23 protein-coding genes are annotated in these 25,826 nt (G+C 38.8%); 16 read left to right on the forward strand and 7 right to left on the reverse strand.

The genetic code is table 11. From position 1 onward, the window contains the following. Nucleotides 1-5: 5 nt before the first annotated feature. The 4 genes from SPK86_RS08700 to SPK86_RS08715 all read left to right on the forward strand — a co-directional run bounded on the left by SPK86_RS08700 (nt 6) and on the right by SPK86_RS08715 (nt 4,191). Nucleotides 6-920, forward strand: a complete 915-nt coding sequence (locus SPK86_RS08700; protein ID WP_284140207.1) for an ABC transporter permease — start codon at nt 6-8, stop codon at nt 918-920. Between the two features lie 384 nt (nt 921-1,304). Continuing rightward, a complete protein-coding gene (locus tag SPK86_RS08705) occupies nt 1,305-1,565 on the forward strand; it encodes a hypothetical protein (protein ID WP_330949121.1) in 261 nt (86 codons plus the stop codon). Next, nucleotides 1,463-3,136: an oligopeptide ABC transporter substrate-binding protein gene (gene opp4A, locus SPK86_RS08710; RefSeq protein ID WP_330949142.1), complete on the forward strand. Its 1,674-nt coding sequence runs from the start codon at nt 1,463-1,465 to the stop codon at nt 3,134-3,136. Before SPK86_RS08705 ends, opp4A begins: the two co-directional genes overlap by 103 nt. A 296-nt stretch (nt 3,137-3,432) precedes the next feature. Next, on the forward strand, nt 3,433-4,191 hold the full coding sequence (locus tag SPK86_RS08715) for a 3D domain-containing protein (RefSeq protein WP_284140205.1): 759 nt from the start codon (nt 3,433-3,435) through the stop codon (nt 4,189-4,191). 71 nt (nt 4,192-4,262) lie between these two features. On the opposite strand, the gene SPK86_RS08720 is transcribed toward SPK86_RS08715, so the two are convergent. Continuing rightward, on the reverse strand, nt 4,263-4,391 hold the full coding sequence (locus SPK86_RS08720; protein WP_284140204.1) for a hypothetical protein: 129 nt from the start codon (nt 4,389-4,391) through the stop codon (nt 4,263-4,265). Nucleotides 4,392-4,752: 361 nt separating this feature from the next. Between SPK86_RS08720 and SPK86_RS08725 the strand changes: the two genes are divergently transcribed. Next, nucleotides 4,753-5,943, forward strand: a complete 1,191-nt coding sequence (locus tag SPK86_RS08725; RefSeq protein WP_330949123.1) for a glycine C-acetyltransferase — start codon at nt 4,753-4,755, stop codon at nt 5,941-5,943. Between the two features lie 130 nt (nt 5,944-6,073). After that, nucleotides 6,074-7,009, forward strand: a complete 936-nt coding sequence (locus SPK86_RS08730) for an L-threonine 3-dehydrogenase (RefSeq protein WP_330949124.1) — start codon at nt 6,074-6,076, stop codon at nt 7,007-7,009. A gap of 208 nt (nt 7,010-7,217) precedes the next feature. On the opposite strand, the gene SPK86_RS08735 is transcribed toward SPK86_RS08730, so the two are convergent. Further along, a complete protein-coding gene (locus tag SPK86_RS08735; RefSeq protein ID WP_284140201.1) occupies nt 7,218-8,837 on the reverse strand; it encodes an ABC-F family ATP-binding cassette domain-containing protein in 1,620 nt (539 codons plus the stop codon). Nucleotides 8,838-9,079: 242 nt separating this feature from the next. On the opposite strand from SPK86_RS08735, the gene SPK86_RS08740 reads away from it, so the two are divergent. Further along, nucleotides 9,080-9,691: a hypothetical protein gene (locus SPK86_RS08740; RefSeq protein WP_284140200.1), complete on the forward strand. Its 612-nt coding sequence runs from the start codon at nt 9,080-9,082 to the stop codon at nt 9,689-9,691. Between the two features lie 81 nt (nt 9,692-9,772). Further along, on the forward strand, nt 9,773-10,753 hold the full coding sequence (locus SPK86_RS08745) for a helix-turn-helix transcriptional regulator (RefSeq protein ID WP_284140199.1): 981 nt from the start codon (nt 9,773-9,775) through the stop codon (nt 10,751-10,753). A 65-nt stretch (nt 10,754-10,818) separates the two neighbouring features. On the opposite strand, the gene SPK86_RS08750 is transcribed toward SPK86_RS08745, so the two are convergent. From SPK86_RS08750 to rarD, 3 genes are all read right to left on the reverse strand, one after another. After that, complete coding sequence (locus SPK86_RS08750) at nt 10,819-11,448, reverse strand: YpmS family protein (protein ID WP_284140198.1); 630 nt, start codon at nt 11,446-11,448, stop codon at nt 10,819-10,821. A 5-nt stretch (nt 11,449-11,453) separates the two neighbouring features. Then, the gene (locus SPK86_RS08755) at nt 11,454-12,371 is read right to left on the reverse strand and encodes an SGNH/GDSL hydrolase family protein (protein WP_330949125.1); all 918 of its coding nucleotides are present in this window, start codon (nt 12,369-12,371) and stop codon (nt 11,454-11,456) included. A gap of 186 nt (nt 12,372-12,557) precedes the next feature. After that, nucleotides 12,558-13,466, reverse strand: coding sequence for an EamA family transporter RarD (gene rarD, locus SPK86_RS08760; RefSeq protein ID WP_284140196.1), 909 nt, complete (start codon nt 13,464-13,466; stop codon nt 12,558-12,560). A gap of 440 nt (nt 13,467-13,906) precedes the next feature. Between rarD and megL the strand changes: the two genes are divergently transcribed. Further along, nucleotides 13,907-15,130 (forward strand): methionine gamma-lyase, encoded by a 1,224-nt coding sequence (gene megL / locus SPK86_RS08765; RefSeq protein WP_284140195.1) that lies wholly within the window; start codon nt 13,907-13,909, stop codon nt 15,128-15,130. A 45-nt stretch (nt 15,131-15,175) separates the two neighbouring features. On the opposite strand, the gene SPK86_RS08770 is transcribed toward megL, so the two are convergent. Continuing rightward, the gene (locus SPK86_RS08770) at nt 15,176-15,724 is read right to left on the reverse strand and encodes a short-chain dehydrogenase (RefSeq protein ID WP_284140194.1); all 549 of its coding nucleotides are present in this window, start codon (nt 15,722-15,724) and stop codon (nt 15,176-15,178) included. Between the two features lie 121 nt (nt 15,725-15,845). On the opposite strand from SPK86_RS08770, the gene cls reads away from it, so the two are divergent. The 7 genes from cls (at nt 15,846) to hutG (ending at nt 25,304) form a co-directional block, all read left to right on the forward strand. Beyond that, nucleotides 15,846-17,288 (forward strand): cardiolipin synthase, encoded by a 1,443-nt coding sequence (gene cls, locus SPK86_RS08775; RefSeq protein ID WP_284140193.1) that lies wholly within the window; start codon nt 15,846-15,848, stop codon nt 17,286-17,288. Nucleotides 17,289-17,329: 41 nt separating this feature from the next. Further along, nucleotides 17,330-17,851 (forward strand): acyl-CoA thioesterase, encoded by a 522-nt coding sequence (locus SPK86_RS08780; RefSeq protein WP_284140192.1) that lies wholly within the window; start codon nt 17,330-17,332, stop codon nt 17,849-17,851. Nucleotides 17,852-18,060: 209 nt separating this feature from the next. After that, nucleotides 18,061-19,479, forward strand: coding sequence for an alanine/glycine:cation symporter family protein (locus tag SPK86_RS08785; RefSeq protein WP_330949127.1), 1,419 nt, complete (start codon nt 18,061-18,063; stop codon nt 19,477-19,479). 336 nt (nt 19,480-19,815) lie between these two features. Next, complete coding sequence (gene hutH / locus SPK86_RS08790; RefSeq protein ID WP_330949128.1) at nt 19,816-21,336, forward strand: histidine ammonia-lyase; 1,521 nt, start codon at nt 19,816-19,818, stop codon at nt 21,334-21,336. Between the two features lie 78 nt (nt 21,337-21,414). Continuing rightward, nucleotides 21,415-23,064 (forward strand): urocanate hydratase, encoded by a 1,650-nt coding sequence (hutU, locus tag SPK86_RS08795; RefSeq protein ID WP_330949143.1) that lies wholly within the window; start codon nt 21,415-21,417, stop codon nt 23,062-23,064. 21 nt (nt 23,065-23,085) lie between these two features. Then, nucleotides 23,086-24,369, forward strand: a complete 1,284-nt coding sequence (hutI, locus tag SPK86_RS08800; protein ID WP_330949129.1) for an imidazolonepropionase — start codon at nt 23,086-23,088, stop codon at nt 24,367-24,369. After that, on the forward strand, nt 24,348-25,304 hold the full coding sequence (hutG, locus tag SPK86_RS08805) for a formimidoylglutamase (protein WP_330949130.1): 957 nt from the start codon (nt 24,348-24,350) through the stop codon (nt 25,302-25,304). The genes hutI and hutG overlap by 22 nt, the downstream gene beginning before the upstream one ends. 88 nt (nt 25,305-25,392) lie before the next feature. On the opposite strand, the gene SPK86_RS08810 is transcribed toward hutG, so the two are convergent. Continuing rightward, nucleotides 25,393-25,692, reverse strand: a complete 300-nt coding sequence (locus SPK86_RS08810) for a winged helix-turn-helix transcriptional regulator (protein ID WP_284140306.1) — start codon at nt 25,690-25,692, stop codon at nt 25,393-25,395. Nucleotides 25,693-25,826 lie beyond the last annotated feature (134 nt).

Here is a 25,826-nt window from a genome sequence, read left to right on the forward strand (position 1 = left end):
TAATAATGGGAAAAGACGTTGGTGTTATGACAGACAAAGAGGAACTACAGCATGTAACGAAAAGTCCCTCAGGGTTCTCTATCGTTTGGCGTGAAATTGTTCGTGATAAGCTCGCGTTAGTATCGTTAATTTTTCTAATATCCATTACAGCTTTTGTATTCGGTACATCCTATGTATTAGATCAGGATGAGATTGTATCGGTTGATTTATTCTCTATCCATCAACCGCCATCAGAAGAATTTTGGCTCGGAACGGATTATGGTGGCAGAGATGTATTCGGGCAGCTTATTATAGGCACGCGAAACTCATTATCGATTGGTATACTCGTTACATTAATGACAGGACTTATTGGAATTATTTTCGGTCTCGTTTCTGGCTATTTTGGTGGACATATCGATAACGTATTAATGCGGATACTCGATTTCTTTATGATCTTGCCATTTCTAATGATTATTATCGTTTTTGTAGCAATGGTACCGAAATATAGTATCGTCTCGTTTTCATTGATTATGACCGCCTTTCTATGGATGGGTATTGCCAGGCTAATTCGTTCAAAGGCATTGCAGGAAAGAGAACTTGATTATGTACAGGCCTCTAAAACACTAGGTTCTTCCAATTTGAAAATAATGTTTACACAAGTACTGCCTAATCTGACGTCCATTATTATTGTAAATATGACGTTAAATCTAGCGGCTAATATTGGATTAGAATCAGGACTTTCCTTTTTAGGCTTTGGGTTTCCGGAAAGTACTCCTAGTCTTGGGACATTATTAAGCTATGCAACAAATCCGCAAACACTTGAATTTCGTTGGTGGATTTGGATGCCAGCAGCTGCACTTATTTTATTACTCATGTTAAGTGTGCGCAACGTTGGAGAAGCATTAAAACGAGCTACAGATGCACGTCAGCGAAGAGGATAGATGTAAAAGATATGATGTACGCGCATCATATCTCTTTCACCATAAATATTCAAAATATTAGATTAAACATAAAATTTGTGAAATTTAGTTAAGGGGATCAATTAATATAAGAAGTTCTAGTTTTATAGTAAATTTAGATCCGTTTTAAAAAGATAGTAGTGAACAAAATGATGAAATAGACTCAAAAAATAAAAAAAGCTTCTTTATTTTAATAATGCTTATATAAATGTAAGAAGACAAAAAAACAAGTTAAGGGGGTGAGGCGGGAGGAGCGAATCATTACAAGTAACAGGACTACTAATTGATTTGTTTTCTCACCACCTCAATCGAGCGAGAGGTGAGGTACAAATAAAAGTGTAAGGAATAAAAAGGGAGGGTACATGAATGAAAAAGACAAGGGTAGGAAAGCTGCTATTTGCAATAATGCTCGTTTTAATGCTGGCGCTTGTTGCTTGTAGCAATGACTCTGGAGGCGATGCTAAAGGAGACGGGAAGGAAAGCAGGAAGAGAAAAAAGGCGAAAAAGAAGATAACCTATATTCTATCGATGATTTCAAAACAGCTACTTCAAATACTGGAGAAGCGATTGAAGGTGGAGAGGCTACTTTTGGGCTTGTTACCTCTGATCCATTTAAAGGAACTTTAAACTGGAACTTTTATGATGGAGCGCCAGATGCAGAAGTTATTGCTTGGTTTGATGAGTCATTATTAGATGTTGATGAAAACTATAATTATACCAAGGATGGAGCAGCGACCTATGAGGTAGAAGATGGACGTATTTTTACATTTAAGATTAAAGATAATGTGAATTGGCATGATGGTGAGCCAGTGAAAGCAGAAGACTGGGCTTTTGCACATGAAGTAATTGCTAACCCAGATTATCCAGGTGTGCGTTATGATTCCTCATTTAGAAACATTGAAGGAATGGAAGAATTCCATAATGGGGAAGCAGATAGCATCTCTGGTATTGAAGTAATTGACGAGAAGACGTTAAAGATTACGTACATCAAGTCAACGCCATCCTTACTTACAGGTGGAATTTGGCCATATGCTTTACCAAAGCATATTTTCAAGGATATTCCAGTGGAAAAAATGCCGGAATCAGATGCAGTTCGTAAAAACCCAATCGGATTTGGTCCATACAAGGTGGAAACAATTGTGCCAGGTGAATCCGTTGTTTATTCGAAGTATGAAGACTATTGGAGAGGGGAACCAAATCTTGACAAGCTCACGCTAAAGGTTGTATCTCCTTCAACAGTCGTACAGGAATTAGAAAAAGGGACAGTCGACTTTGTTGATAGCTTCCCAGTGGATCAATTCCCTGACAATGCGAATATGTCGAATGTAGAGTTCTTAGGTCAAGTTGATCTAGCATATACGTATATTGGTTTTAAGCTTGGAACATGGGATAAAAAAGAGAAAAAAGTAAAACCGAATCCAGATGCAAAAATGGGTGATGTGAATCTACGAAAAGCAATGTGGTATGCAGTAGATAATGATGCTGTTGGTAAAAAGTTTTATAATGGATTGCGCTGGGCTGCAAATACGTTAATTCCACCATCCCACCCTGCATATCATGCAGATGATGTGGAAGCACCAACCTATGATCCTGAAAAAGCAAAGGAAATTTTAGAAGAAGCAGGATACAAGGATACAAATGATGACGGCTTCCGTGAAACACCAGATGGGGAAGAACTAGTTATCAATTTTGCCTCTATGTCTGGTGGTGACACTGCAGAGCCGTTAGCAAAATATTACATTCAAGCTTGGGAAAATGTAGGTTTAAAGGTAGAGTTATTAGATGGACGTTTACAGGAATTTGAAACCTTCTATGACCGCGTAGGAAATGGTGGAAATGACGACCCTAAGGTTGATGTTTATCAAGGTGCATGGGGCGTTGGATACGATGTTGATCCATCTGGATTGTATGGACAGGAAGCAATGTTTAACTTCTCACGCTTTGCTAGTGAAGAAAATGATCGCCTGTTAGAAGAAGGCTTATCTGAAAAAGCATTTGATGTAGAGTATCGTCAAAATGTTTATAAAGAATGGCAGGAGTTAATGGTAGAAGAAATTCCTGTATTCCCAACACTTTATCGCTCTGTGTTAGTTCCAGTAAATAACAGAATTACAAACTGGGATATCGCTGTTGAAAAAGTAAAAGAAGCAAGATATCAGGTTGGGGTAACAGAAGAAAAGCCAGCTGTAGCAGAGTAATAGATTTGATAATTGATAAAATGCTCGCATATTATGCGGGCATTTTATTTTGGTCATGGTATTTATTGTAAAACACGTTTGCCTACGAGCGTGTTACTAGGAATAGTATGACGAAATGGTGTAATAGATCCTAATATCTGTCATCATCTAGTAATATTGTCACAAATCTATTATTTTTGTAATAAATATTCGTTTTTTAGGTAATCCTTGTAATGGACTTTTAAAAGTCTTGTAAATTCGTTGTCTATCTTTCTATGGTACGATAGGCAATGTCAGAATTTAAGGAGGGACTACCTATGAAGAAAATGGTAGCGACAATAGCTACAGGTGTCATTATTGCTGGCGCAGCTGTAACGAATGTTTCAGCGGAAGAATATAATGTACAAAAAGGAGATACGCTCTGGGCAATAGCAGAGGCGTATAATACTACCGTAGATGAGTTAGTTAAAATAAATGAGTTAGATACTACAGTTATACAACCAAATCAAAAACTATTTATTAATGAGACTTATGTGGTAGTAAGAGGAGATACATTGACTGCAATTGGTAAGCAATTTGATGTATCTGTTAAGGATTTAAAAAAGTGGAACAACTTAAAATCCGATTTGATCGTTATTGGTCAGGAACTTGAAATTAAAGGAGTAAATGTTCCAGAGCAGGACAAGTCAGCAACAGAAATTGAAAAAGCAAGTAAGTCAACCGCTGCTAAAGAGGTTAACGAACAAGCTAAACAAAAAACAAGTAATGCAAGCGAGGCACCAGAAGGAAAAACAATTTCTGTTACCGCAACTGCATACACCGCAAAATGTGATGGATGTTCAGGGATTACGTCTACTGGAATTGATTTAAATGCAAATCCAAATGCGAAGGTAATCGCTGTTGATCCAAATGTCATTCCGTTAGGATCAGAAGTGTATGTAGAAGGTTATGGTTATGCAACTGCAGCAGATATCGGTGGCGCTATTAAAGGGCATAAAATCGATATTCACGTTCCAACAAAAAAAGAAGCATATAATTGGGGCGTTAAAAAAGTAAATGTAACGATTGTTAAGTAAATAATTCGCGTCAGCAATAAAGGGAAAGGGTCATTGATGATCCTTTCCCTTTTCTATATCATGTATAGATTTTAAGATTGAACGGAAATGGTTGGCGTGTTTGGTGATTTAATTTGTAACTTTGTTGACGTTTGTGTAAATCCGATAATACTAAAGCCAATAATGAACAGAATGAAAAATGCCAATAACCATCTTTTCATTAATTTATCCTCCTTATAAGCACTAAGAAAATTATAATAAAGGTTGCATGCATTCTCCATTATTTTTTGAGGGAATTACAGTGGTAAATATTCCGAATTAAAACGAAACCAACCACTTCTACCAGTTATCGGGAAATTTTGTAGCTCTGGGCTTTAAATGGACTTTTTTACGTATGAACTGTTTCTCTACATCCATACTAACATCGAATACTTGTCTTATGAAACGTGTTCTTTTGCAATAAACATTATTCGTGTAATATGATAGAATATAAATAAAATAAACGCTTGCTATTCTATATTGTACACATGAGAAGGACAAGTGTATATGAAGCGCTTACATTATAAGAGGAGGTAGTAGGAAATGACAAGTAAGACGTTAGATTCTTTTTTAAATGAAAATATTGCCGATTTAAAACAACGTGGGTTATATAATGAAATTGATCCGGTACAAGGAGCAAATGGGCCACAAATTACAATTACCGGAAAAAAACTTATTAATTTATCGTCAAACAATTATTTAGGTTTAGCAACAGATGCTCGGTTAAAGGAAGTAGCAAAGGCAGCGGTAGACTCTCATGGTGTAGGAGCAGGAGCTGTGCGTACCATTAATGGTACATTAGACCTTCATATCGCACTCGAGAAGAAAATTGCTCAGTTTAAAGGAACAGAAGCAGCAATCGCTTATCAATCAGGATTTAATTGTAATATGGCAGCAATATCTGCAGTTATGGATAAGCATGACGCGATATTGTCAGATGAATTAAATCATGCATCGATTATTGATGGCTGCCGATTATCGAAGGCGAAGATTATTCGTTTTAATCATTCGGACATGGCTGATCTGCATGAAAAAGCAAAAGCAGCTGTAGAGTCTGGACAATATAACAAAATAATGGTCATTACGGATGGTGTCTTTTCGATGGATGGAGACATTGCAAAGCTACCGGAAATTGTGGAAATTGCCGAAGAGTTTGACCTCATAACGTATGTGGATGATGCACATGGGTCTGGTGTTACTGGAAAAGGTGCTGGGACAGTGAAGCATTTTGGTCTTCAAGATAAAGTAGATTTTCAAATGGGTACATTATCTAAAGCGATTGGCGTTATTGGAGGATATGTAGCTGGAAAGTCTAACTTAATTGATTGGCTAAAGGTTCGTTCTCGTCCGTTCCTTTTTTCTACTGCTGTTTCGCCTGCAGATGCAGCTGCAAGTAGAAAAGCAATTGAATTATTGATGGAAAGCACAGAATTACATGATAAGCTTTGGGAAAATGGCCGCTATTTAAAAGAAGGACTCAAAAAGCTTGGATTTGATATTGGTGAAAGCGAAACACCGATTACCCCATGCATTATTGGCGAAGAAAAAGCTGCACAGGAATTTAGTAAACGGTTGTTTGAGGAAGGGGTCTATGCAAAATCTATTGTTTTCCCAACCGTTCCACAAGGGACTGGAAGAGTTCGAAATATGCCGACTGCTGCTCATACGAAGGAAATGCTTGATGAAGCAATTGCTATTTATGAAAAAGTAGGGAAAGAAATGGGCATAATTTAACAACCTGCTTTCCATTTGGATTGATTTGTAGCTTCTTTTTTCTAAAGTAAGCTTGCTTTTTAATAAGCTTCCGATTTTATATAGAACGGAATAGATAGAAAACATTTTATATATCGAGAGAGGTTTTTACATGAAAAAAATACTAATTACTGGGGCACTAGGTCAAATCGGTTCAGAGCTTATGACACACCTACGTAGTATATATGGTACAGATAATGTAATTGGTACAGATATCCGCAAAGGAGAGCAGGACGGCCCGTTTGAAATTGTTGATGTAACCGATGCGAAGCGTCTGCATGAGGTTGCAAAAGCATATAACGTAGACACTATCATGCATTTAGCGGCCCTTTTGTCTGCGAAAGCAGAAGAAATGCCTCAAAAAGCATGGGATATTAATATGGGCGGTTTAATGAATGCCTTGGAAGTAGCTAGAGAGTTAGAATTACAATTTTTTACGCCTAGCTCAATCGGTGCTTTTGGCCCATCAACGCCAAAAAACAACACACCACAGGATACATTACAGCGCCCAACGACCATGTATGGTGTTAACAAAGTAGCTGGTGAATTGCTTTGTGATTATTATTATGACCGTTTTGGAGTAGATACGCGTGGTGTCCGCTTTCCAGGGCTTATATCGTATGTTGCACCACCAGGCGGAGGAACAACAGATTATGCGGTGGAAATTTACTATGAAGCGATAAAAAATAAGGCGTATACATCCTTTATCGGAGAAGGCACTTACATGGATATGATGTATATGCCAGACGCGTTACATTCAATCGTACAGCTTATGGAGGCAGATGCATCCAAGCTTCAGCATCGAAATGCATTTAATATAGCTGCGATTTCAGCTGCGCCAGAAGATTTTGCTGCTGCGATTAAAACGTATATTCCTGAATTTCAAATGGATTATCAAGTAGATCCAGTAAGACAAAAAATTGCCGAAAGCTGGCCGAACAGTATTGATGCCTCAGCTGCACAAAAGGAGTGGGGCTTTAAGGCGGAATATAATCTAGATGCAATGACAAAGGATATGCTAGATAAATTAGCGGTAAAACTAGGTTAAAGAGTTCATTCTACAATTGTTTAATGAGCAATTGCAAGAGAGGATGGAGCAGTGTCCGCGGAAAGGAAGCTCCTGCAGTAGAAGTGAATATCAGTGATTGGCAAGAAAAGAAACGATTATCCTATTCATAACAAAAAGTCAGATCATCCATCACTAGATGAACGATCTGACTTTTTTTATTTTAGGGATTTGGCCTGGCTTCTTTTTATTATTGGTACATGCTTGTTATTTTTTTCTGTAGCTCACGATCGCTAACATACTCATCATAGCTCATCTCTTTATCGATTAATCCATTTGGTGTAATTTCAATCAAGCGATTTGCAATACTATTGATAAATTGGTGATCATGAGAGGTAAATAAAATAGAGCCTTTGAATTTCATTAACCCATTATTTAATGCTGTAATTGATTCTAAATCAAGGTGGTTCGTAGGCTCGTCTAATAGAAGCACATTTGCATTAGAAAGCATCATCTTAGAAAGCATGCAACGTACCTTTTCTCCACCGGAAAGTACATTTGCTTTTTTGAGTGCTTCCTCTCCGGAAAATAACATACGACCGAGAAAGCCTCGTAGAAACGATTCGGTTTCATCTTGTGGAGAAAATTGGCGTAGCCAGTCAACAAGAGATAAATCGCTTCTTTCGAAAAACGCACTATTATCCTTCGGGAAATATGATTGTGAGGTTGTTACTCCCCATTTAAACGTTCCAGCGTCAGGCTCCATCTCACCCATTAAAATTTTGAATAAGGTTGTTTTAGCGATATCATCTTTTCCAACGAACGCAACCTTGTCATCTTTATTCAACGTAAAGCTAACATTATGGAGAACTTGTTTGCCGCCAATTGTTTTGCTTAATCCGTCAACTAAGAGTAAATCATTTCCGATTTCTCGTTCTGGTGTAAAGGCGATATATGGATAGCGTCGTGAGGATGGCTTAATATCATCCAATGTAATATTCTCAAGTAGCTTTTTACGAGATGTTGCTTGCTTTGACTTCGATGCATTTGCACTAAAACGCGCAATAAATGCTTGAAGCTCTTTTATTTTATCTTCTTTTTTCTTGTTTTGCTCCTGAGCCATTCTTGCTGCTAATTGACTTGATTCATACCAGAAGTCATAGTTTCCTATATAAATTTCGATCTTCCCAAAATCAACATCTGCAATATGTGTACATACCTTATTTAAAAAGTGTCGGTCGTGCGAAACGACAATAACGGTATTTTCAAAGTTAATAAGGAATTCCTCAAGCCATTGAATCGCTTGAATATCAAGCCCGTTTGTAGGCTCATCCAATAGCAAAATATCAGGATTTCCAAAAAGCGTTTGTGCAAGAAGCACCTTTACCTTTTGATCTCCACTTAAATCAGCCATTACTTTGGTATGGAGTTCTTCCCCAATGCCAAGCCCTTTCAAGAGAATAGCTGCATCCGATTCAGCTTCCCATCCATTCATTTCGGCAAATTCGCCTTCTAGCTCGGCTGCACGCATACCGTCTTCTTCAGAGAAATCAGCTTTCATATAAATAGCATCCTTCTCTTGTTTAACGGCATATAATTTTTCATGTCCCATTAATACAGTATCTAGCACCTGATGTTCCTCAAAAGCAAAGTGATCCTGCTTTAAAACGGCAAGTCGTTGTCCCGGAGAAATGGAAACATGACCAGATTGAGCATCTATTTCACCAGATAAAATCTTTAAGAATGTAGATTTCCCTGCCCCGTTTGCTCCAATAACACCATAGCAATTTCCTGGGGTAAATTTTAAATTCACATCTTCAAATAGTTTTTTATCACCATATCGTAAACTCACATTAGAAACAGTTATCATTATGTTCGACTTTCCTCCATCAAAATAAATGTAATCAAAGCAAGCTTACGGGATAAACAACGTTTCGTCAATGCTAAAACAAACATATAATTGAAGAAACCCTATATTTTTATTGCTAATAGAAGTATAATGATGGAAAGAAGAGGTAGAAATATATGAATATTGCAATGAAGGAAAAAGAAAAATCGTCTATTCGTTGTAATATAGAAGTCTTTTAAATTGGGGAATGCTGGAGGAGTGTTATGGGAGAGAGGACGATTTATTTTCTTTTTACAGATACAGGTACCTACTTATCACGGACAATTAACTACTTCACGAATAAATCTTTAAATCATGTTTCAATCGGGTTTGATCCGGAATTAAAGGATGTATATAGTTTCGGACGGAAGCAACCAAGCAATCCATTTAGTGGTGGTTTTGTTAGAGAAGATATTCGGGGAGATTTTTTGAAGAAAGCTTCTTGCGCCATTTTTAAGTATCGGTTATCCGACAAAGATTATGAAAAAGTTATATCCAATATTAAGGCGATTGAAGCAGAGCAAAACAAATACAAATATAATTTTATAGGATTAATCGGATTTTTATTAAATATTGAAATTAATCGGGAATATGCGCTTTTTTGCTCGCAATTTGTAGCTAGGGTTATGAAGGATAGTGAGACATTTCAAGTATCAAAGCCAAGCTGCTTTGTAACACCAGCAGATATTCGCGAGCAAGCTGGCATGGAATTGATTTATCAGGGCAAGCTAGAATTTTATTCTTATGGAACTGAAGTGAGCAGTCCATCTATTTTACGAAAGCAATCATTTATTTTTTTCTTATCAAACAAAGTAAAACAATTTGTAATGAAATAATCTGGAACCATTTTCCTAGCTAAATGGTTCTTTTTTTACAATGAATAATAAAGCGCTTACAAATGGTGGGGTGTGAATAGAATGGAACGCATGAATAGTTATCGGATGTTGAAGCTGCGAGAGCTCTTGTTTCATGAAACAGATGATGATAATGAACTTGGAATGCAGCAAATAAAGGACAAGCTTCAATATTATGCGCCAGAGGTACTTTGTGATAATCGTACGATAAAAAAGGATCTTGAAGTTTTGGATACGCTTAATTTTGAAATTGTTGAAAACAAGGGGAAGTATGGAAAGAAGCTATATAGTCATCAAGCAAGGCTGTTTGAAACCTACCAGCTACGCTTAATTATTGATGCCATTTTATCTGCTCGTTTTATTACACCGAAGGAGAAAAAGCATTTGATTGAAAAGGTGAAAAAGCTAACGAGTAAGCATATTGCAAAAACGTTGCCAGAGCCATTTTTGTTTCATTTATCTAGTAACCAGGATTATGAAATGGTCAAGCTGAACATCGATCATATTCATCGAGCGATTGCTAGTTCACATGTATTAGCATATCAATATGGTAGATTTAATGTGAATAAGGAATTTGTATTTGGACGAGATGGGGCGCTTTATTTTGTAGAACCATATGCACTCATCTGGCAAAATGACTATTATTATTTAATTGGAAGGTTCCAAGAAAATGATGAATTGCGTCATTATCGTCTTGACCGTATTCGAAATATCCAAATAACAGACGAAACGTTCACCAAGAAGGAATTTCACCTGCAGGAATATGTGGACCAAAGCTTTCATATGTTCGCTGGTGAGGAAATCCGAATTAAAATCCAATTTCATATCGATCTAGTTCATGTTGTATTAGATCGTTTTGGTTTAGATGCTTCAATTAAGCAAGTAGATGAAGCACATTTTGTTTTATCCACAAAGGCAAAGCTATCCGAAGGTTTGATCAATTGGATCCTAACGTGGGGAAGTCAAGCAAAAGTGTTGGCTCCAGATCATTTGGTGCAAACAGTAAAGGGAAAAATAATCGAGATGGGGAAGGTATACGAATAATCAAATCATGTGCAATGAATTAAAAGCGCTCATGGCTTTTCATTAAGTCATGAGCGCTAGTGTCGTTATTCCTCCAAAGTAGGGCTATCAATTCCGAGTGTTTGATAAGGCACCTTTATTTTAAGCGCAAGATTGTTTGCTTCTAAATCAATATGCTCTACACTCACATGGAAATTACTTTTAATGTCCATTTTTGTAACAGCTACATAAATTTCTTCTTTCTTTGGATTGACAGTTACCCATTCCGGCATTGGTAAGTATTTTTTCATATATTCCATAATTTTTTTGTTCGGTAGCTGTAACAATCCGATTGAGATGGAGCGTTGCTTTAAAATAACATCACCATTTTTTTGTACAAATGGTTCTAGATGAACAGAAAGTGGCACAGTACTTGAGAATACAGGTAATTCACCTTGCAAATGGACATCGTCCTCTAATGTAATTCGATAACGATGCTTTGTGCCTTGGAGTAATTCATCCAAATAAGCGTTAACAAGCTCATTTAAATTTTCTTTTGTCGTTCGAATAAAAAATTCTGAGTTTGGTTGTTTATTCTCATCGATATCCTGTGGGATTGTCACTTCTTCGACTGGCCACAATATCAAAGTGGTTAATAAAACGACAATCGAACTATTTACAGTGAGCAAAATGTAAAAGCGTTTCTTCCAATTGGCTCTTTTTTTCTCCTTTGGCATTCGGCTCACCTTTCTTCACGATTTGTTATATATTCAAGAACACGTTGCGCCATTCGTTGATAGCCCTGTTGGTTCGGGTGGAAATGATCCGCAGCGAAAAGTGTTTTCTCTTTGCTGTTAAATAAATCCTTTGTCGGAATATAGGTTGTATGATTGTATTGCTCAGTTACTTTTTTACTCGTTTTATTCCACTCATTAACGATCATGCTGAGTTCTTTAATTTCTTGAAAATATCGTTCGAATGGATTATAAAATCCAAGTAAATATACTTCTGCATGGTTATTGTTTGCTTGAATTAGACTAAAAATAGCGTGAAGTCGCTTTTCATAGTTTGTGCGTTCTTTTTCAAAGGCTTCATAAGTTATATTTGTTATATTTTCTTTTAACACTTGCATAATGTCATTGGCGCCAATGGTAATTAATACAATATCTGCTTCCTTTAAAGAAGTAGCAATCTTTGGGTCTTCCATTCGTTTTAACAACTGATCCGTTCGATCGCCCCGTTTACCAAAGTTCGTGACATGTGCCTTTTTGTTTGTTTCATTAATCGATTGCTCGATTAAACCGACATAGCCGCCTTGTTCAGATGAATCACCTATTCCTTGAGTAAGGGAATCTCCAAGTGCAACAATGTTAACCTCTTGATTGGTGAAGAAATCGACCGTTTTTTTAACAGCTTCTGTTATTGTATTTGTAAGTTTGTTTTCATTTTCTTCGGCTGTTTCATTTTCTGCCTGTTTATTCGTTTCGTTTGTTTGCTCTTTTTTTGTTGTCTCATTGTTTTCGTTTGCATGTAATTGCTCACTAAGCTCTGATAATTTTTTTTCAGTCGCTTGTTCATGTCGAATATACATGAATAATACAACCCCGATCAACACAACGCCAACCGAAAGGGATATAATAAGCAAATTCTTTTTCATCATAACCACACCAATACTTAAAGTATTCTTTCTTTATCTTATGTTTATAGGATTGAATTATCTACCTATCCCATTATATAATTCCCCAAATATCCTGTCTTTTAACATCAAGTTATAGTTACCCGTTATGAAGATAAATCGACGATTAAAAACGGACAGTATTTAAAAAGAAAAACATGCCGGTGAGCTCTAGACTCTCCCTCTGATACGACGCTTTGTTGGCCGCCGATATACGGAGCCAAGATAGAGAATGAGTGCTAACCATATGAGAGCGAAAGAAATTAGATGTGCTTGTGAGAAGGTTTCATCGTACACAAATACACCTAAAATTAGCATCAGCGTTGGTGCAATGTATTGCAGAAAACCTGCTAAGGCCAATGGGATGCGTTTGGCACCACTTGCAAAAAGTAAAAGCGGAATGGCAGTAACAATTCCGGCTCCCATTAACAGGACCGTTGGCATGGATGGGAATGTCTCACTAAACGTATTGCTCGGTAAACGGAAGAGATAGATGATGGCTATTGGGGTTACAAGCATCGTCTCTAACGTTAGTCCGTACATTGCTGATATGTCTACCGTTTTTTTCAATAAGCCATAAAGCCCAAAGGTAAGTGCAAGTAATAAGGAAATCCAAGGAAAGACGCCATAGCTAAAGGTTAAATAGATTACTCCGACGGTAGCTAAAAGAACCGACAGCAATTGCCTTCTTGTTAATCGCTCTTTTAAGAAAAGGATGCCTAATAAAACGCTCACTAAAGGATTAATATAATAGCCAAGACTTGCTTGAATCACGTGATTATTATTTACTGCCCATATGTACGCGAGCCAATTTAAGCTAATAAAGATGGAGGCGAACAGGATACCGACTAATTTTTTTCTATCTTGCATAATGAGGAGACATTCTTTTATAAATGCACGTCCTTTTTTCAAGCTAACTAAAATGATGAGCATAAATAGAAAAGACCAAATAATCCGATGTGCGAGAATTTCTCCAGCAGGAACCTCGTCAAGTAACTTCCAGTAAATCGGTAAGAACCCCCAAATCAAATAAGCAAGCGCTGCATAAATGATTCCTGCTTTTTCTTTATGATGGTCCATCTTTAATCCCCCTCATATATTATGTTTTGGCACTATTTTTTCGCCTATTGTTTTAAACCCGTTACTTTGCACGATAGGTAGACGCTTTTAGCGAACATGGCTTGAGCCTCCTCGGAAGTCTCAAGTCTTATGCTTTTCCCACAGGAGCCACTGCCTTTCGTTTTAAGTAACTAAATATGTGTTCAAATCCTGTGGACGCTCCGTGATATTCCTAGATAATGGTCCAGTTTTGTGTTGTCTTATTAAGTTCATTGTATCTTGGAAAATAATTATCTTCTAATTTTTTTCATTTTAGTTCATGTAAATAAATCTCATTTTAGAGGGAATCGCAAAAAAAATCAAAAAGAGAATCTTTTCTTAAAAAAGAAAACGCTTTCAAAATAGAGATAATTCGAATAAGATGAGAGTAGAAATTTATTTTTGACAAGGGGGAATTTTCGATGAATCGGAAATATAAGCACTTGGAGACAGCGGTTATTCATGAAGGCTATACTGCAAAGGAGATGCTTGGCAGTCTCACTACACCAATTTTTCAAACATCGACTTATACGTTTGATTCAGCAGAGCAAGGAGAACGCCGCTTTGCAGGGGAGGAATCAGGCTATATATACTCTAGGTTAGGAAATCCGACAGTTACGGTGCTTGAAGAAAGGATAGCCGCATTAGAAGGCGGGGAACGCGGGTTAGCATTTTCTTCCGGAATGGCAGCAGTTTCGGCAGTGCTCATTGCGTTGACGAAAGCAAATGACCATGTACTATGCTCGGCAGGCTTATATGGCTGTACATTTGGCTTGCTCACCATGCTCCAAGAAAAGTATGGTATCGAACATGATTTTTCTTCTATGCAAACAAAAGAAGAAATCCGAAAAAGCATTCGACCTGAAACCGTATGTATTTATGTAGAAACACCAATTAATCCGACAATGCAACTAATCGATCTGCAATTGGTGGTAGAGGTTGCAAGGGAATATGGTATTCCGGTAGTGGTGGATAATACCTTTGCATCACCATATTTACAGCGCCCAATTGAATTAGGCTGTGATGTTGTTATTCATAGTGCAACGAAATATATTAGTGGGCACGGAGATGTAATTGCTGGCTTAGTTGTTGGGAAAAAGGAATTTTTAGATTCAGTAGCGATGACCACACAGAAGGATATAGGAGGCGTTCTTTCCCCATTTGATGCATGGCTACTGCTTCGAGGATTAAAGACGTTACCAATTCGAATGGATCGTCATTGTGATAATGCTATGCAAATTTTTAACCAGCTGCAACAGCATCCGACCATTGCTGCTGTTTATTATCCAGACGATAAAAATCATGCTCAATATGCGATTCGAGAAAAACAAATGACACGTGGAGGTGGCGTGCTATCCTTTGAAATAAAAGGAACGAAAAAAGCGGCACAACAATTGCTTAATGCACTTTCTTTCGTGAAAATTGCCGTTAGTCTTGGTGATGCCGAAACGCTAATCGAACATCCAGCAACAATGACACATGCGGTTGTTCCAGAAGCATCACGTCTTGATATGGGAATAACGGATCAGCTCATTCGACTTTCTGTTGGATTGGAAGCGTGGGAAGATATTTGGGCGGATTTAGAACAAGCGTTACGTCTGATTTCCACACAAGAGCCAGTATCTGCTGGATTCAACGAAAAATAAATAATTTTTAAAAACACAGCCCATGACGAGCACCAGTTGTTCGCTTCATGGGCGTTTATTCCAAGGCTGAAGTGTTCCTACAATCGTTTCTGAGGCATCCGTCCGAATCGCTTTCATAACTCCTTCTGATATCTCATCATGCGTTAACCAGCGTGATTGCTCATTTTCAACAATGAATCCCAAATATACCCGTCTATACGTGCAATTTTCAGGCACTGTGAGACGCTCTTTTACAAAATAAGAAGAACTACCTTGGACATGAAATAATTTCCAAGGTAGTGAATCATTCGCACGTTCACGAATAATAGTGGGCAATGCATAAGGGGCAGAAGAATGTATCCAGCTAATGATTAGCTCTGGAGCACCATGTATGGAAAATGCTTTCTTGACACCCGCTTCAAGTGCTCGATAATTATGATAATCCACACGAATGCTATACAACTGATCAGGAGCTGGACTAGATGCTTTCATCGCTTCAAAATTACGTGTGTTGCGATTGATTACAGATAAGAAGTAGTTTTGCGCTACAAGCCAATGTGACACATTTTGTAACATGCCTGTTCCGCCAATAATTAAAGCATGTTTCCGATGCATTCGCTTCACCCGCTCTCCATTCATTCATACCAGTTATTATACCTTATATCCATCGTAGTAACGAAGAAATTCATTTTGTGCTATATTAAGAATATGAGTTTTGTTGAAAGGAGACGGAAGTATGGATATCATGCCCTATCTATTAGGTTCTATTATTGTATTCAACATTGCTTTAGGAATGTCGATTATCTTTTTAGAAAGAAAAGATGCGAGTTCCACATGGGCATGGTTGATGGTATTGCTTTTTATTCCCATTGCGGGTTTTTTTCTTTACTTAATTTTTGGGAAACCAATTAGTAGAAGACGTATTTTTACATGGGATACGAAAAGCAGACTAGGTGTTAAAAAAGCGGTTCAATCACAGCTTCGGGCAATTGAAGAAGATACGTTTGCGTTTAAACATAAGGAATTAGTTGCTTATAAAGATTTGTATTATTTACATTTAAGAAATGACGATGCGATTTTCACTCAAGATAATCAGGTTGATATTTTTACAGATGGTAAAGAGAAGTTTGAATCACTGCTACAGGATTTACAAAAAGCAAAGGATCACATTCATCTGCTTTACTATATTATCCGCCATGATCAGCTAGGACAACGAATTGCAGAAGTTTTGATTAAAAAAGCGAATGAAGGGGTAGAGGTACGTGTGCTTTACGATGATATGGGGTCACGTATGCTTAGACCGAAGTATATTCGTCGACTACGAAAAGCGGGCATTCTTGTCGAAGCATTTTTCCCACCTAAAATTCCGAAAATCAATTTTAAAATAAACTATCGAAACCATCGTAAGCTGGCCATTATTGATGGGAAAATAGGTTATATTGGTGGATTTAATATTGGAGACGAATATTTAGGGAAGAATAAAAAATTTGGCTACTGGCGTGATACCCATTTGAGAATTCGTGGTGATGCGGTTCATAATATGCAAACACGTTTTATTCTTGACTGGAATCAAGCGTCGCGTAACGATATCCTATATGAGGATCGATACTATGCTGCTGAGCCTCGAGGAGATGTTGGTATTCAAATTGTTTCCTCCGGTCCAGATTCAGATTGGGAACAAATTAAAAACGGATACATTAAAATGATTTTATCTGCAAAAGAATATGTCTACATCCAAACTCCATATTTTATTCCAGATGAAAGTCTCCGAGATGCACTTCGAATCGCTGCACTGTCAGGGGTAGACGTTAAAATTATGATTCCTAACAAACCAGATCATCCGTTTGTTTATTGGGCAACACTTTCCTATATTGGTGACTTATTATCCGCTGGAGCAGACGTTTATGTGTATCAAAAGGGATTTCTGCACGCAAAAACAATTGTGGTAGACGGAAAGATTGCCTCAGTTGGTACTGCAAACATTGATGTCCGAAGCTTTCGATTAAACTTTGAAGTAAATGCTTTCTTGTATGATGTTGGACTAGCGCAACGCCTAGTTGCTGCATTTGAAGCTGACATCGAAGATTCTACACAAATGACGAAAAAGCTATATGATAAACGATCGCTTGGAATTCGCCTCAAGGAGTCTATTTCACGGCTGTTATCTCCAGTATTATAGTAGAAATTTTAACATGATATCTTGCAGAAGGAGGAGTTTTTATGGAGGGTAAGCCCATTTCTAATTCTTTAGCGGTAAAAACATCCCATGTACTACCGCCGGATACAAATTCTCATGGAACTTTATTTGGTGGAAAGCTAATGGCACATATTGATGATGTTGCAGCAATAGCAGCAGTTCGCCATGCCCGACAGCTTGTTGTAACGGCATCAACAGATTCTGTTGATTTCCTTCAGCCTGTCAAAGAAGGTGACTCAATTTGTATTGAAGCTTTCGTAACATGGACACACAATACTTCGATGGAAGTGTTCGTCAAAGCAGTAAATGAAGACCTATTAAGTGGAAAGCGGAAGGTATGTGCGACAGCATTTATGACGTTTGTTGCTGTAGATGAACATGGGAAACCAATTCCCGTTCCTCCGATTTACCCAGAAACAGAGCTAGAAAAACATCTACACGATGGCGCGCCATTAAGAGCGGAGCGACGTCGAGAGCGAAGAAGCCAGTCAAAAGAATATGCGACCATGTTTGGCACAGATTTCCCATGGAAAAGTAATAAATAAATTTGGTATGTAATGATAAAAGTATACTGCGGTGCTTCCTAGAAGTATTTATTGTTCTGGGAAGCTTTTGTTTTTGAATGAATGAGGTAACACTACATATAATGTAGTACATGTACCATATCTTGGTTGATTAATCATCCTGCAAATAGGGTAAATAGGATGTTAAGTCTTAGCATGGATTATATAAAGGATGAAAGGGGATTACGCATTTGTATTTTTTAGAGAATTTGATTAGCGATGTAAATACGATCTTGTGGACATATGTGTTAATCGCAGTATTAATTGGGCTTGGACTTTGGTTTACCGTACAAACAAAGTTTGTGCAATTCCGGTACTTTCCGGAAATGTTTCGTGTGTTATTCGATAAACGAACAATCGATGCTTCCGGTAAAAAAGGCACCTCATCATTTCAAGCATTTGCCATAAGTGCTGCATCGAGAGTAGGAACAGGGAATCTGGCTGGTGTCGCCTCAGCAATTTCCATTGGTGGGCCTGGTGCGTTATTTTGGATGTGGGTGCTTGCTCTAGTCGGAGCAGCATCAGGATTCGTAGAAAGCACACTCGCACAGATTTATAAAGTACCTGAAAAAGATCAATATCGTGGTGGACCTGCATATTATATAGAAAAGGGCTTAAATAAGCGCTGGCTTGGTATTGTTTTCGCCATTATTATTACATTAACATATGGTCTTGTTTTCAATTCTGTTCAATCCAATACAATTAGTCTTGCGTTTGCAGGTGAATTTGCTGTAGATAAGCGTGTTATTGCAGGAATACTCGTTGTATTAACAGCAGTTGTTATTTTTGGTGGTTTAAAAAGCATAGCGAATGTAACGCAATTTATTGTACCTATTTTAGCGATTATTTATATTTTCATTGCACTTTATGTGCTTGTTGTAAATATAACGGCGATTCCAGACATGGTTTCCTTTATTTTTGCGAATGCTTTTGGGATTCGTGAAGTTGCTGGAGGCGGATTTGGAGCGGCAATTATGTACGGAATAAAACGCGGGCTATTCTCCAATGAAGCAGGGATGGGGAGTGCTCCAAACGCAGCAGCGACTGCTGAAGTGACACATCCCGTAAAACAGGGACTTATCCAAGCATTAGGTGTGTTTTTTGATACGATCCTTATTTGTAGTGCAACAGGATTAATCATCATGACAGCAGGTGGATTTGAAGGAAGTAAGCTGGATGGTATTCAGCTAACGCAAAATGCTTTTTCCCATCATATTGGTGATTGGGCGGGAATATTTATTGCAGTCGCCATTTTCTTGTTTGCATATAGCTCGATCTTAGGTAACTATTATTATGGGGAAAACAATATTGGCTATATAAAAGATACAAAAATAGGCTTATTTATATACCGTATAGCGGTTCTACTCATGGTTGTGTTCGGTTCCGTGGCAACCTTTGATCTTGTATGGGCACTTGCGGATGTAACGATGGGCATTATGGCACTCATTAATTTATATGCCATTACGAAATTGTTTAAAGTTGCTAAACGAGCTTTGCAGGATTATCAAGAACAACGGAAAGCTGGGAAAGATCCTGTATTTTATCGAGATACATTAGAAGATCAAACTGGAATCGAATTTTGGGGAAGAGATCAAACTGGAGATAAATAATAGCGGTATGTAAGAAAAGGCTTTGATCATTGATTTTTGGTGATCGAGCCTTTTTTGTTGCAGTTATTTGATTTGCTTCCATTAGATACAGCTTACCCTTAGCTTTCCATTCTTTTTCACTGAACAAGAGTTTAGTAAATAAATGAAACTTTCTAAAAATTACTTGCAATTCAAAAAGGAAACGCTTACAATGAGGAGAGAGTTGGAGAGGGGTCTAATGATGAAGATCCAAACGGAGAATCGATATTTTTTAAAAATAGGAGGCATGGTTCTGATACCATCGCCTCCTTTATTTATGGACTTTAACATGGTAAAGCGTTACAACGGAGGTGCGCCATGATTTATCTTACTGGAAATAATCTAACGATGGATACTGTCGAGCGCGTTGTATTTCAAAAAGAGAAAGTCGCGCTTGAAGGAGCAGCAAGATTAGCGATTCAAAAAAACCGCAGCACAGTGGAAGCGCTAATAGCTAGCAGAGATACAATGTATGGCATTAACACTGGTTTTGGAAAGTTTAGTGATGTGATCATTGATGAGGCTGATTTAGATACATTACAGCTTAACCTACTATATTCGCATGCTTGTGGTGTTGGTTCTCCTTTCTCCGAATCCATTTCGAGAGTAATGCTGCTTTTACGGGCGAATACACTGGCAAAAGGACATTCAGGAGTTCGCATAGAACTAGTAGAGCAATTAATCGCTTTCCTCAATGCTGAAATCCATCCAGTTATTCCACAGCAAGGCTCGCTTGGAGCGAGTGGTGATTTAGCACCTTTGTCTCACCTTGCGCTAACACTGTTAGGAGAAGGAAGCGTTTATTACGCTGGAAAACAACAGGATGCTAACGTAGCTATCCGAAAAGCAGGACTATCTCCAATTCGATTAAAAGCGAAGGAGGGGCTAGCGTTAATAAATGGTACGCAGGCAATGACAGCGGTTGGTGTAATTGCATATATAGAATTTCACCGCCTTCTAATACAAAGTGAACACATTTCCGCTATGACATTTGAGGCGCTTCGTGGAATTATTGATGCATTTGATTCAGCACTTCACGCTGCTCGTGGGCATAAGGAGCAAGAGATGGTAGCTGCACGAATGCGTATACTTTTAGCAGATAGTAAGCTGATTACCAAGCAAGGGGAGCTCCGTGTGCAGGATGCATATTCATTACGCTGTATCCCTCAAGTATTAGGCGCATCATGGCAGACGTTGTTGTATGCGAAGGAAAAACTAGAAGTAGAAATGAATGCGGTAACCGATAATCCGCTCATTTTTTCTGAAATAGAAAAAGTAATCTCTGGTGGGAATTTTCATGGACAGCCGATTGCATTCGCAATGGATTTCTTAAAGCTTGGCATCGCCGAAACAGCCAATATAGCGGAACGAAGAATTGAACGACTTGTAAATCCGCAACTAAACGATTTGCCTCCATTTCTTAGTCCTAATCCAGGATTAGAATCAGGCGCAATGATTATGCAATATACAGCTGCCTCGCTTGTTTCTGAAAATAAAACACTTGCCCATCCAGCAAGCGTGGATTCCATCCCATCCTCTGCTAATCAAGAGGATCATGTAAGTATGGGGACAATCGGTGCCAGACATGCATTCCAAATGCTACAAAATACAAGAAGAGTCATTGCGATTGAATTAATTTGTGCGATGCAGGCCGTCGAATATCGTGGAATTGATCGTATGTCGCTTTCTACAAGGAAGTTATATAAGGCTGCACGTTTACAAGTTCCGAGCATTACGCAGGATCGCATTTTTTCTAAGGATATAGAAACACTTGCTAATTGGCTAAAGCACAGCTGGCACAAAATTGATGAACAACAGCCTGTACAACAGAAATGGTAGCTTCGTGTTGCATATTTTGTATGGAGATAAAAGAGGATAAAAATTGCGGAAAGGTGGTTTTATCAAGTGAAACATACGATGGTAAGGGCGAAGAAAGGACTTACAGTTGAATGTAAAGGGTGGGAGCAGGAAGCGGCACTACGTATGCTTTACAACAATTTAGATCCAGAGGTTGCTGAAAAACCAGATGAACTCGTAGTGTACGGTGGAATTGGAAAGGCGGCTCGAAGCTGGGAAGCTTTTGATGCGATTGTATCGACATTACGGACGCTGGAAAATGACGAAACCATGCTCATTCAATCGGGAAAACCAGTTGGAGTGTTTAAAACACATCCTCGGGCGCCCAGGGTATTGTTATCCAATTCAGTACTCGTTCCGCAATGGGCGAACTGGGAGCATTTTCATGAACTCGATCAAAAAGGATTGATGATGTATGGACAAATGACAGCAGGAAGCTGGATATATATTGGGACACAAGGCATTTTGCAAGGAACATATGAAACATTCGCAGCAATTGCAAGAAAGCATTTTGATGGATCACTTCAGGGGACGATTACACTTACCGCTGGCTTAGGTGGCATGGGAGGCGCGCAGCCGCTTGCTGTAACGATGAATGGTGGCGTAGTCATCGCTGTAGAAGTAGATGAGACAAGAATTAACAAGCGTATCCAAACAAAGTATTGTGATGTAGAAACGAACAGTGTGCAAAAAGCAATCCAGCTTGCAAAGGAAGCAAAGAAAGCAGGAAAGGCACTTTCGATTGCATTACTTGGAAACGCAGCTGAGGTACACCAGCAAATGTTACAGGAAAATATAAAAATCGATATTGTTACCGATCAAACCTCTGCTCATGATCCGTTAAATGGATACGTTCCGATTGGGTACACGGTGGAAGAAGCCGCAAGCTTACGAATAAAGGATCCGCAAACCTATATTGAGCTTGCTAAGAAAAGCATGGCACGGCATGTAGAAACAATGCTTGCCTTTCAAAATCGCGATTCGATTGTCTTTGATTATGGAAATAACATTCGACAAGTTGCAAAGGATCAAGGGGTGGAGGATGCATTTCAATTTCCTGGCTTTGTACCAGCTTATATTCGTCCATTGTTTTGTGAAGGGAAAGGACCGTTTCGGTGGGCTGCGTTATCCGGCGATCCAACAGATATTTATCGGACCGATGCACTGATTCGGGAATTATTTCCAAAAAATAAAGCATTACTTCGTTGGATTGACATGGCACAGGAAAAGGTGGAATTTCAAGGGTTACCTTCACGTATTTGCTGGCTCGGTTACGGAGAGCGTGTGAAAATGGGGCTAGCGATTAATGAACTTGTTCGGAATGGGGAGTTAAAAGCACCAATTGTCATTGGAAGAGATCATTTAGATTGTGGTTCGGTTGCCTCTCCGAATCGAGAAACAGAAGGAATGAAAGATGGAAGTGATGCAGTGGCAGACTGGGCAGTGCTGAATGCGTTAATAAATACGGCTGCAGGTGGTTCCTGGATTTCCTTTCATCATGGTGGAGGAGTAGGGATGGGTTATTCGTTGCATGCCGGGATGGTTGTTGTAGCAGATGGCACGGATTTGGCACGAGAACGATTAGAAAGGGTGCTAACAACCGATCCAGGAATGGGAATTATCCGTCATGCGGATGCAGGATATGAATCTGCGATGGAGTTTGCGAAGCAACACCATGTTCAAGTTCCGATGGCGAGAAATGAAGAATAACCGATTTGTTAAGAGGGAGGTATGAGTGGATTGGAACACTATGATATTTTAATCACAAATATACGGGAACTACTCCCAATGGATCAGGGAGGACCTGTTAAAGGGGCTGCGATGAACAAGCTTACGATATTACAGGATGCTGCCCTTGCTATTCGAGATCGACGTGTCGCGTGGATAGGTACAACAAAAGAAGCGAAGACACTTTCGGCTGCAACAACGATTGATGCAACGGGAAAACTAGTTACTCCTGGTCTAGTTGATCCACATACACATCTTGTATTTGGTGGATCGCGTGAAGAAGAAATGGCGTTAAAACAGCAAGGGGTACCATATCTAGAAATCCTGAAGCAAGGAGGAGGCATTTTAGCTACAGTCGAAGCGACACGTGCAGCAAGCTATGAGGAACTTTTACAAAAAGCGTGCTTTCATTTGGACCGGATGGCGATGCACGGGATAACGACAGTAGAAGCAAAAAGTGGCTATGGCTTAGATAAGGAAACAGAGTTAAAACAACTTCGTGTTGCCAAGCAAGCAAATATCGAGCATCCAATCGATGTGGTGTCTACCTTTTTAGGCGCACATGCGATTCCAACCAACTTTAAAGATGACCCCGATGCGTTTCTTCAAGAGATGGCCAGCTTGTTTAATCTGATTCGTACAGAAGGTCTTGCGGAATTCATAGACATTTTCACAGAAACGGGAGTGTTTACCGTTGACCAATCACGTCGTTACCTTCAGCTTGCAAAGGATCATGGCTTTCAGCTTAAACTACATGCAGATGAAATTGATCCATTAGGAGGAACGGAGCTTGCTGTCGAATTAGGGGCAATAAGTGGTGACCACTTAGCGGTTGCAACAGATCTTGGCATTGAGAAATTAGCCAACTCGGATACAATTGGAGTTATTTTACCTGGAACAAGCTTTTATTTAGGGAAAGATAGCTTTGCACCAGCTAGAAAAATGATTGATAAAGGGGCGGCAATTGCGCTTTCCACCGATTTTAATCCGGGAAGCTGTGTGACAGAAAATCTACAGCTCATCATGGCAATGGCATCATTAAAACTAAAGCTGACGCCAGCAGAAATTTGGCATGCTGTCACGATAAATGCGGCACATGCTATTGGGAAAGGAAAGGAAGCGGGAACAATTGCCATTGATAGAAAGGCAGATGTAGTCATTTGGGATGTTCCTAACTACATGTATATTCCATATCATTATGGAGTGAATCATGCGAACACCGTCATAAAAAATGGGGAAGTGATTTTTGAAAGGCAGGAGATAAGATGCAGCAAATACGCCACTTGAAGCCTGCAGGGAAAGCGATTTTTAAGGATCGTTATACAAAAAAGGCAAACGAACTACTTATCCCTTGGCCAGAATCTAGAAAAGCTCCTTATGCGCTTGTAGGATTACCGCTTTCAAAGTCCTCCATTAGTCATTCTGGTGCATCGTTTGCTCCTGGAGTTATTCGGGCAGCATTAGCAAGCTATACGACGTATTCTGGTGAGTTTGATAAGGACCTTGTGGAAAATATAATTGATTTTGGGGACTTATATATGGATCCGACAGCTATTTCTCGAAACCAGGAATGGCTTTATGAAGGAATGCTAGATATTTATCATACGGAAGCGGCGCAAAATTGGTTTTTACTAGGAGGTGATCATTCAATCAGTTATGCGTCCATTCGTGCATTTGCAGAACAAAGAGGAAAAGTTGGTATCATTCAATTTGATGCACATCATGATTTACGTAATGTAGATGATGGTGGACCAACGAATGGAACACCTTTTCGTAGATTGCTAGAAGAGCAAGTTATCGATGGAAGTAACCTTGTCCAAATCGGCATTCGTGATTTTATGAACGCAAAAGCATATCATACCTATGCTGATGAACATGGCGTTCAGTTGTATTCGATGGCGGATATTGAGACTAGGACGATTCATGCTATTCTGCAAGAAGAAATAGAGCGACTTTCTAAGCGGGTAGATAGTATTTATTTATCTGTAGATATGGATGTACTCGATCAAGCCTTTGCGCCAGGCTGTCCAGCCATTGGACCTGGTGGAATGGATAGTAGCACTTTAGTAGATGCGATATTTATAGCAGCCCAAACTGACAAAGTGCAGGCGATGGATATTGTGGAGATTGATCCGACGATTGATTTTCGGAATATGACGAGCAAGGTTGCAGCGTATTTATTATTAACCTATATGAAGGGAATGAAATGTAGAAATGGATAGAAAGGGAATGCGACCCTTTAAAGGGAGTTCTAAACAGCAAGTGGGGTTGAAATAAAAAAAAGAAGCAAAGCTGCTTCTCTTTCATGTTTTATTTCGAATTAGTATGTTCGCTCGCTGTTAACGTTTCCCATTTATCCGCCCAGCATTGAATTTCTTGAATAACAGGTTTTAATGCTTTTCCTTTTTCAGTTAACGAATATTCTATTCTAACAGGAAACTCGGAATAAACCTTACGCTCAACAATGTTTTCTTTTTCAAGCATTTTTAAGCGATCAGAGAGTAGTCTACCACTAATAGGCAAGTCTGCTTCCATTTTTGAAAAACGCTTGCTTCCTTTTAGCAATTCTGAAAGTATTAGGCCAACCCAGCGTTTGCTAAGCAGTTGCATGGCCTTTTCAAAACGTGGACACAATTCTCCCAACAGGATCACCCCAGTCTAGTTTCTGCATTCAATGATTTTAAAAAACTACTTACCAAAAGTAATTAAAATAATCATAGCATAACATAGACGTACTGTAAAAC

The sequence above is a fragment of the Virgibacillus sp. MG-45 genome, assembly GCF_036409425.1.
Classification (GTDB): domain Bacteria; phylum Bacillota; class Bacilli; order Bacillales; family Amphibacillaceae; genus LDC-1.